Consider the following 8,854-nt stretch of genomic DNA (forward strand, 5'->3'; position numbering starts at 1 on the left):
GATACCCCGATGGTATCAATACCCGCGGGGTATCGAAATGTCCCTGCATGCGGCGATGCTCCGGGCGAACGGCTGAGCGCGCCGTATGGTGTCGGTGTGCAACGGCTCGATCGCGATGACGACGAGGATGACCTCCTCGATGACGAGCCCGAGACCCGTGCTCCCGCGTCGGCCGGATCCTCGGGCCCACGACGGGACCCGGCTTCCCCCCAGGCCGTGACCGTCGGCGAGCCGGGCGTCGTGGCCGCGAACGTCGCCGAACCCAGCTGGCGTCGCTGGCACGCCGAGCTCCGCGAGCTCGGCGGACGCTCGCCGCTCATGCACTTCGAGGACACGCCGCAAACGCGCATCGAGCTGTCGACCACGCACCCCGGAGGCCTGCCGCAGTTCATCAGCGGCCATTCGACCCTGCTGTCGAGCCTCATCCGCGACGAGCTCGCGCTGCGCAACGCGCGACTCGCGGCGACGGAGATCACCCAGAAGGGCATCGAACTGCGCTCCGTGCGCGGCATCGACGCCGTGCACCTCGCGATCGGCCTGGCGTCGTGGCATCACAGCGGCGAAGAGTTCCTCGCGCCCGTGCTGCTGCGGCCCCTCGCCATCCGCCGCTACGGCCGCGACTTCGAGCTGAAGCTGAAGGGCCAGCCGTTCCTCAACCCCGCGCTCGCGCGGGAACTGCACGAGCAGTTCCAGATCACGCTCGACGCCGAGGCCTTCGTCGCCCTCGCGCTCAGCAACGGCGTGTTCAAGCCGCAGCCCGTGATCGACCGGCTTCGGGGACTCACGTCGCACCTTCCGTCCTTCCACGTCGCCCCCCGCCTCGTGGTGTCCTCGTTCGCCGAGGTCGGTCCGGCGATGGGGGCGGATGCCGCGCGCCTGGAGCACCCCGTCATCGACGCCATCGCCGGTAACCCGACGGCCCGCGCGGCCTTCGCCACGCCGCCCGATGCGCCGCGCATCGTGTCTCAGGACGAGCGGCCGCCGTCGACGGACCGGCTGCTCCTCGATGCCGACTCCGAGCAGGAACAGGTGATCGCGCGCATCGAGCAGGGCGCGTCGGTCGTCGTGAAGACCCTGCCCGGAACCGGTGGAACGCAGACGATCGTGAACGCCATCGGCGCGCTCGTCGCGAACGAGAAGCGGGTGCTCGTGGTCGGGGCACGGCGTTCGAGCCTCGACGGCATCGGCCACCGGCTCGGGCAGGTCGGCCTCGGCGGACTCGCCGTCACCACCGAGCGCCTCCGGCGCGACCTCATCCAGTCCATCAACCGGAACGAGAAGGCCGAGCAACCGCGGGTCGCCGACGTCGACGATGCGCTCGTACGGCTGCGCAAGGTGCTCCTCGATTACCGCCAGGCGCTCACTCGGCGCGACCCCGAGCTGCAGGTCTCGGTGCTCGACGCACTGACCGCGCTCGCCGGACTCGCGGCGATGTCGACGCCGCCCGACACCACGGCGCGACTCGTGCGCGGTTCGCTCGTCGGCCTCGCGACGGGCCGGGACGTCGTGGCCGCCGACCTCGTGCGGTCCGCTTCACTGGGCGAGTTCCGGTACGGTCCGGGCGACTCGCCGTGGTACGGCGCCGCATTCGCGACCTCCGAGGAGGCGTCGGCCGCGCACGAGCTCGCGAAGCGCCTGAGCGACGTCGACGTGCCCAGGCTGCTCGACCGCGCCCGGTCGCTGATAGCGCAGACGCGTCTCCGGCAGTTCGAGTCGATCGCCGAACTGGGCGTCTTCCTCCGCCTCCTGCACGACGTGCGCGACACGCTCGACAAGTTCCTGCCCGCGGTCTACGACCGTCCGCTCGGTGAGCTCATCGCGGCGACCGCGCCACGGCGCGAGACGGGGATGTCGGGCGCGAATCGGCGACGCCTCAAGCGGCTGGCGCTCGAGTACGTGCGGCCGGGGGTGCACGTCGGCGACCTCAATGCGGCGCTCCGCGGCATCCAGCAGCAGCGCACCCTGTGGCATCGGTACTCCGAGGCGGGGGCCGTGCCCAGCGTTCCGGTCGGACTCGATGACGTGCACGTCGGCTATCACACGGTCTCCTCCGACCTGCAGTCGCTCGACGCCCCGCTCGGCATCGAGGGGTCGGCGCGGCGGCTCGTCGCGCGCCCGCTGCGCGACCTCCAGGCCACGCTCACCGGGCTCGCCGCGGAATCCGAGGTGCTGCACAACCTGCAGGAGCGCACCGCGCTGCTCCAGAAGCTGCGCGCGCTCGGCCTCGACCCGCTGCTGGTCGACCTCGCCGAGCGTCACGTGCCCGAGCAGCAGGTCGCCTCCGAGCTCGAGCTGGCGTGGTGGCAGTCCGTCCTCGAGACGATGCTCGCGGGCGATCCGGCACTGCTCGGCGCGAACACGACGGTGCTCGACCGGCTCGAGGCCGACTTCCGGCTCGTCGACGACGCGCACGCGTCGGCGGCCGGCCCCCTGCTGGCGTGGCGGCTCGCGGAGGCCTGGCGCGTCGCGATCGTCGACCACCACGAAGAGGCCGAGCGGCTGCGGCGGATGCTGCGCGGAGACCGCGTCCGTCCCGATCGCCTGCATCGCGAAGCCCCGCACCTGTTCCGGGCTCTCGCTCCGGTCTGGCTCGCGTCGCCGTACGAGGTGCCGGCCATCGACGACGCGATCCCGTTCGACACCGTGGTCCTCGTCGACGCGGGCGCGACCACGATCGCCGAGAACCTCGGCGCGATCCGGCGCGCCCGGCAGGTCGTCGCGTTCGGCGATCCCGTCACGCAGACGCCGACGCGCTTCGAGACCGCAGTTCGCGCCGAACCCGACGAGGGCGGCGCCGAGCACAGCGTCGATGCGCTGCACGCCGATTCCGCGCTCGCGCGCCTGTCCGACCTGCTGCCGACCATGACGCTCACCCGCAGCTATCGGGCCGGCGGCGAGGACCTCGCAGAGCTCGTCAACCGCCGGTTCTACGGCGGGCGCATCGTCTCGATGCCGTGGGCCGGCAGCTTCCTCGGGCACGGCAGCCTCGGGCTGCACTACGTGCGCGGCAACGGGCTGCCCGATCCCGTGACCGGCACGGTCGAGAGCCTCGACGCCGAGGTCGCGAAGGTCGTCGAGCTCGTCATGGAGCACGCGGTGAAGCGCCCGCGCGAGTCGCTCATGGTCATCACCGCGAGCGCCCGCCACTCGGCGCGCGTGCACCAGGCCGTGCTCGCCGCGTTCGCCAAGCGCACCGACCTGTCTGACTTCATCCTGCGCGATCGTGCCGAGCCGTTCACGGTGCTCACGCTCGAGCAGGCGGTCGCGCAGAGCCGCGATCGGGTGATCTTCTCGATCGGCTTCGGGCGCACCCCGCACGGGCGCCTGCTGTCGAACTTCGGCTCGCTCGGCGAGCCGGGCGGCGAGCGCCTCCTCGCGGTGGCGATGACGCGGGCTCGGCGATCGATGGACATCGTCTCCGCGTTCCGGCCCGACGACATCGACGAGGATCGCCAGCGTCACGGCGTGCTCGCGCTCGCGAACGTCCTGTCCGAGACCGAGGAGCGGCAGGCATCGCCGCGGGTCGTGCAGGGCGTGGGCGACCCGATGCTCGTCGATCTCGCCCGACGCCTCGAGCGACGCGGCATCCGCACCAGCGTCGGCCACCGCGGCACGCTCTCGCTCGCGGCGGCGCACGCCGGCAAGGCGGTCGTGGTCGAGACCGACCAGGCGCTCGCGGGCTGGAGCCTCCGCGAGTCCCTGCGGCTTCGACCCGATGTGCTGCGACGACTCGGATGGCACCACCTGCGGGTCCACAGCTTCGAGCTGTTCGGCGATCCCGAGTCCGTCGCCGAACGCGTCGCCGCCGTGCTCGGCAAGGGCGAGCCGGGCGAGCCGGACGAGCCGGGCGAGTCGAGCGAGGAGCCTCCCGCCGCATGACGGACGACGAGGAGCCCCGTCAGCGCGTCGAACGGTCGCGCCGTGGACGCCGAGCGAAGCTGACGCCGGCGCCCGGGTCGGATCCGTCGCCCGAGTCGGCCGTGCCCGGTGCGCACGACGCCGACGAGGAAGGTAGGAAGCGCCCGTCGCGGCCCGACGACGACCGCATCACGCGCGAGCGCCCGCCGCACTGGTGAGCCGGCGCACCGCTAGTCGGAGCGACGCGCTCCGGCTTCCGCGCGTTCGGCGGCCAGCAGGTCGCGGATCTCGCTCAGCAGCGTGAGCTCGGTCTCCGGATCCTCGGGCTTGGGCTCGCCCGCCTTGCGGCGCGCCTCGGCATGCTCCTTGAGGAGGTTCATCGGCATGACGAACACGAAGTAGACGACGGCCGCCACGATGAGGAAGGTGAGGATGGCGCCGATGACCGCGCCGAACCTGACCTCTGCGACGGCTCCGTCGGTCGCGGGGATCCTCAGGACCATCGCCGAGTCGAGGCTGTCGGCCCGGAACAGCGCACCGATCAATGGATTGAAGATGTTGGTCACGATCGAGTTCACGACGGCGGTGAACGCAGCGCCGATGACGACCGCGACCGCCAGGTCGATGACGTTCCCCCGAAGGATGAACTCCCTGAATCCCTTGAGCACGCGGCGGACCCCTTCCGTTCCGTATCGTTCGTGTGCGTGGTTCGGAGACGAGCGCCGGCTACGCGGCGCTGGTCGAGCTGCTCGACGACGAGCTGCCGGACGGCGTGCTGCCCGAGGAGCTGGTGGACGCGCCTGAAGAGGAGCCCCCCGAGGAGGACGACTCACCGGAGGCCGAGCCGGACTTGGCAGCACCCGCCCGCGAGTCCGTGCGGTAGAAGCCGGAGCCGTTGAACGTGACCCCCACCGCGCTGAACAGCTTGCGCAGCGCGCCGCGGCAACTGGGGCACTCGGTCAGGCTGTCGTCGGTGAACGACTGCTGGATGTCGAAGGCGTGGCCGCACTCGGTGCAGCGGTACGAGTAGGTGGGCATGTGTGTGGTGGCTTTCGGGATGTCGTCGGATTGCGGGGTGCACGCCCGGACGGTCAGAACGCCACGATACGCGTGGGCGTCACGACGCCGTTCACGGGCTGGTCGTGGACCTCGCGCGGGACCTCCTCGACGAACTCCGTGTCGAAGACGATGGCGTACACCGGAGGACATTTTCCCATCGATCCGAGGGTCTTGTCGAAATAGCCGCGTCCCCAGCCGAGGCGCATGCCCGTGGCATCCACCGCCGCGGCCGGCACGAGGATGAGGTCGACGTCGTTGATCGCCATCGGACCGAGCAGCTCGCCGACCGGCTCGGGCATGCCGTGCAGGCCCCGGACCTCGTCCTCCTCCTCGCCGACCGTCCAGTCGAGCAGGCCGTCCTCACGCGTGACGGGGAAGAGCACGCGGATGCCGTTCGACTCGGCCCAGCGGACGAACGGCCGCGTGTCGGGCTCGGTGGGCATCGAGAGGTAGCACGAGAGCGACTGGGCTCCGGTGGATCCGACGAGCTCCTGGAGGCGGGAGGTGAACCCCTCGCTCGCCTGCTCGCGCTCGTGCGCCGGCATGTTCTGCCGCCGCTCGCGCAGCTCGGCGCGGAGGATCCGCTTCACCACGGTCGGATCGTCGCGCATGCGAGCCATCCTAGGACCCGATGTCGTCGCGGCCCCGCGCCGGTACCGCCAGCCGGTACGGCTACGCTGAAGCCCATGACCGATCGGATCACGAAGGCCGTCATCCCTGCCGCCGGCCTGGGAACCCGCTTCCTGCCCGCGACGAAGGCGATGCCGAAGGAGATGCTGCCGGTCGTCGACAAGCCCGCGATCCAGTACGTCGTCGAGGAGGCCGTCGATGCCGGCCTGACCGACGTGCTGATGATCACCGGCCGCAACAAGAACGCGCTCGAGAACCACTTCGACCGCGTGGCCGAGCTCGAGGCCACGCTCGAGGCCAAGGGCGACACCGCCAAGCTCGAGAAGGTGAACGAGTCGACCGACCTCGGCCAGATGCACTACGTGCGGCAGGGCGACCCCAAGGGCCTCGGCCACGCGGTGCTGCGGGCCGAGATGCACGTCGGCGACGAGCCGTTCGCCGTGCTCCTCGGCGACGACATCATCGACGCGCGCGATGTGCTGCTGACGCGCATGCTCGACGAGCAGGTGCGTCGGGATGCGTCCATCGTCGCGCTCCTCGAGGTCGACCCCGACAGCATCCACCTCTACGGCGCCGCCGAGATCGAGACCACCGACGACCCCGACGTCGTGCGCATCACGGGCCTCGTCGAGAAGCCGGCCAAGGAGGTGGCGCCGTCGAACTACGCCGTCATCGGCAGGTACGTGCTCAAGCCCGAGGTGTTCGAGGTCCTCCACCGGACCGAGCCGGGCAAGGGCGGCGAGATCCAGCTGACCGACGCGCTCATGGAGATGGCGAACGACGTCGAGGCGACGGGCGGCGTGTACGGCGTCGTGTTCCGCGGCCGCCGCTACGACACGGGCGACAAGCTCGACTACATCAAGGCGGTCGTGCAGCTGGCAGCCGAGCGAGACGACCTCGGCCCCGAGCTGCGCCCGTGGCTGGCCGAGTACTCGGCCGGGCTCGAGCGAGGCTGAGGTGCCCGCGGCATCCGTTCCGACCCTCACCGACGGGTCGCTGACGCTCCGGCCGGTTCGCGCACGCGACGCCAGGCCGTTGGAACGGGTGCTGCTCGACAACCGCGGCTGGCTGCGGCGGTGGGAGGCCACCTACCCGGGAGGCGGCTCGGTCATCGACACGCGGGCCACGATCCGGAACCTGACCGCGCACGCCAGGGCCGGCACCGCGCTGCCCTTCGTGATGGAGTGGGACGGCGAACTGGTCGGCCAGCTCAACGTCTCGTCGATCACGCACGGCTCGCTGTCGTCGGCAACGATCGGCTACTGGGTCGCGAAGGACATGGCCGGCCGCGGCCTCACGCCCACGGCCGTGGCCCTCGCGACCGACCACTGCTTCCTCTCGCTGCGCCTGCACCGGATGGAGATCTGCATCCGGCCTGAGAACGGCCCGTCGCTCAGGGTGGTCGAGAAGCTCGGGTTCCGGTACGAGGGGCTGCGGCGTCGCTTCATCCACATCGACGGCGACTGGCGCGACCACTACGCGTTCGCGCTCGTGTCCGAGGAGGTGCCGGGCGGCGTGCTCCGGCGCTGGCGCGAGGGACGGGCGCCGTCCGACGCCGCGATGGTCCCCGCGGCCGACCGCGAGGCGGCGCTCACCCCCCTTCAGGTGCGGGATCGCTGACACGCCCCGCGCTGAGCGGATCGGGCGCCGGCGCGTGACCTAGCGTTGACCCATGGACGCGCTCGGCGGTGGGGTGCTCGTGGCGGTGGCCGCGACGCTCTGGATCGCGTACCTCCTTCCGAGCTGGCTCCGCCGCCGGCAGTACCTCGCGACCGAGCGCAACGCCGTTCGGCTGCAGCAGACGCTGCGCATCCTCGCCGAGACGGCTGAGACGCCCGAGGAGGTGCGGGTCGAGATGACGGCCCGCGACGTCGCCACGCAGGAACGCATCCTCCACGAGCACGAACTCGCCGCGCGCCTCGAGGCGCAGGCGGCCGAGAACCTCGCGATCGCCGAGCGCATCGCCGCCGAGGAGGCGGCCGCCGCGGCCGAGCGCGAGGTCGTCGAGCGCGCCGAGCAGGCGCAGCAGGCCGTCCGATCCGCGGTGACCGCGCCGGTCCCGGTGGTGCAGGCGGTGCCGGATGCCGCGACGCCGGCGCCCGCACGTGCCGGCCACACGCGACGAGGCCTGCGCCGCCGTCGCGCGATGTGCTCCCTGCTGTTGCTGGCGTCCCTGCTGACGGTGGTCGGCGGACTCGTCGCGTTGCCGTTCGGCGCCACGCCCGCGATCGCGCTCGGCGGCGTCGCCGGACTCGTCGTAGCGTTCACCGGCCTCGTGGTGCTGGCGCGTCGTCACGCGATCCCGGCCGGCGCGGTGGCGCCCGTCGTCGCCGCGCCCGTGGCCGAGCCGTTCGAGCCGATCGACGTCGAGCAGGAGCCCGAGCCATCCGCCGGCTGGACCCCGCAGCCGCTGCCGAAGCCGCTGCACCTCTCGCGCGGGACGATCGCGGCGAGCGTCATGGCGTCGATCGAGGAGGCCGAGCAGCTCAAGCGCGCCGCCGCGGAGGCCGAGATGGCCGAGCGCGCCGAGCGCCGCGAGCCGAAGGTGCCCGTGCTGCGGCCATCCGCCCCGGCGGCAGCGGCGGCATCGACACCCGATCGTCCGGCTGCGTCGGCGGAGCCGTCGCCGGCCGCCGACACGGCGAACCCGTACGCGCGCATGGGCATCGTCGACGCGACCGAGCCGGGCATGGGCGACCTCGACCTCGTGCTCCGGCGTCGACGCACCGCCGTCTGACGCGGGGTCGAGGGTGGTCGGGACCAACCTCGCGAGGATGATAGAGTCGTTCACGGCTCGGGCCCATGGCGCAGTTGGTAGCGCGTCTCGTTCGCAATGAGAAGGTCGGGGGTTCGAATCCCCCTGGGTCCACCATTGTGATGTCTCAGGACATTGTGAACGGCTGAACCCGCGGATGACGCGGGTTCAGCCGTTTTTCGTTGCGGGCTGGTAGGTCCGTTCTGGGACGATTTCGTGTTCGGTGAGGATGGTGCCGTCGGGGTCGATCACGGTCGCCTCGTGGTTATGGATCAGCAGGATGACGTCCGTGCCGGCGTGGGACCTGCCGATGCCCAGGTGCAGCATCCGGTTCGCGTAGCGAAGTGAGACTTTCCCGCCGGGGTCGACGCGGTCGTAGCGCACTCGCCACAGGTTCGGGTCGTCGGGTGCGGTCGGTACGGCTTTCGGGATGAGCTCGTACGCGAACGCGGGGGTGTGAACCGCCCCGGGTCTGGTGGAGGCATTGATCTCACGAAAGGGTGATGTCATGCCGGCGCAGAAGAAGTACCCAGTGGAAGTGAAGGACCGGGC

The 8,854-nt window shown here is 71.4% G+C and carries 8 protein-coding genes, 1 tRNA gene and 2 pseudogenes; 7 read left to right on the forward strand and 4 right to left on the reverse strand.

Going from position 1 to position 8,854, the window contains the following annotated elements; all coding sequences use genetic code 11:
* Positions 1–96: 96 nt before the first annotated feature.
* Both ACFQ58_RS06875 and ACFQ58_RS06880 read left to right on the forward strand, forming a co-directional pair.
* A complete protein-coding gene (locus ACFQ58_RS06875) occupies positions 97–3,879 on the forward strand; it encodes an AAA family ATPase (RefSeq protein ID WP_376950301.1) in 3,783 nt (1,260 codons plus the stop codon).
* Positions 3,876–4,076 (forward strand): hypothetical protein, encoded by a 201-nt coding sequence (locus tag ACFQ58_RS06880; protein WP_376950302.1) that lies wholly within the window; start codon positions 3,876–3,878, stop codon positions 4,074–4,076. Before ACFQ58_RS06875 ends, ACFQ58_RS06880 begins: the two co-directional genes overlap by 4 nt.
* Positions 4,077–4,088: 12 nt before the next feature.
* Here the strand turns inward: ACFQ58_RS06880 and mscL are convergent, their stop codons facing one another.
* Positions 4,089–4,526, reverse strand: a complete 438-nt coding sequence (mscL, locus tag ACFQ58_RS06885) for a large conductance mechanosensitive channel protein MscL (RefSeq protein WP_376950303.1) — start codon at positions 4,524–4,526, stop codon at positions 4,089–4,091.
* Between the two features lie 32 nt (positions 4,527–4,558).
* On the opposite strand from mscL, the gene ACFQ58_RS06890 reads away from it, so the two are divergent.
* Positions 4,559–4,741, forward strand: coding sequence for a hypothetical protein (locus ACFQ58_RS06890; protein WP_376950350.1), 183 nt, complete (start codon positions 4,559–4,561; stop codon positions 4,739–4,741).
* Positions 4,742–4,755: 14 nt separating this feature from the next.
* Here the strand turns inward: ACFQ58_RS06890 and ACFQ58_RS06895 are convergent.
* Positions 4,756–5,067: pseudogene (locus ACFQ58_RS06895) on the reverse strand (FmdB family zinc ribbon protein); the annotation flags it as partial.
* Complete coding sequence (locus ACFQ58_RS06900; RefSeq protein WP_376950304.1) at positions 4,950–5,528, reverse strand: 5-formyltetrahydrofolate cyclo-ligase; 579 nt, start codon at positions 5,526–5,528, stop codon at positions 4,950–4,952. The pseudogene ACFQ58_RS06895 and the gene ACFQ58_RS06900, both read right to left, overlap by 118 nt.
* 75 nt (positions 5,529–5,603) lie before the next feature.
* Between ACFQ58_RS06900 and galU the strand changes: the two genes are divergently transcribed.
* The 4 genes from galU (at position 5,604) to ACFQ58_RS06920 (ending at position 8,419) form a co-directional block, all read left to right on the forward strand.
* Positions 5,604–6,503: a UTP--glucose-1-phosphate uridylyltransferase GalU gene (gene galU, locus ACFQ58_RS06905; RefSeq protein WP_376950305.1), complete on the forward strand. Its 900-nt coding sequence runs from the start codon at positions 5,604–5,606 to the stop codon at positions 6,501–6,503.
* 1 nt (position 6,504) lies between these two features.
* Entirely contained in the window at positions 6,505–7,167 is a 663-nt protein-coding gene (locus ACFQ58_RS06910; RefSeq protein ID WP_376950306.1) for a GNAT family N-acetyltransferase, read from the forward strand.
* A gap of 52 nt (positions 7,168–7,219) precedes the next feature.
* A complete protein-coding gene (locus ACFQ58_RS06915; protein WP_376950307.1) occupies positions 7,220–8,284 on the forward strand; it encodes a hypothetical protein in 1,065 nt (354 codons plus the stop codon).
* 59 nt (positions 8,285–8,343) lie between these two features.
* Positions 8,344–8,419: transfer RNA gene (locus tag ACFQ58_RS06920), tRNA-Ala, on the forward strand.
* 51 nt (positions 8,420–8,470) lie between these two features.
* On the opposite strand, the pseudogene ACFQ58_RS06925 reads toward ACFQ58_RS06920, so the two are convergent.
* A pseudogene (locus tag ACFQ58_RS06925) lies at positions 8,471–8,854 on the reverse strand (hypothetical protein); the annotation flags it as partial.

Source organism: Agromyces sp. NPDC056523, assembly GCF_042794545.1.
GTDB lineage: Bacteria > Actinomycetota > Actinomycetes > Actinomycetales > Microbacteriaceae > Agromyces.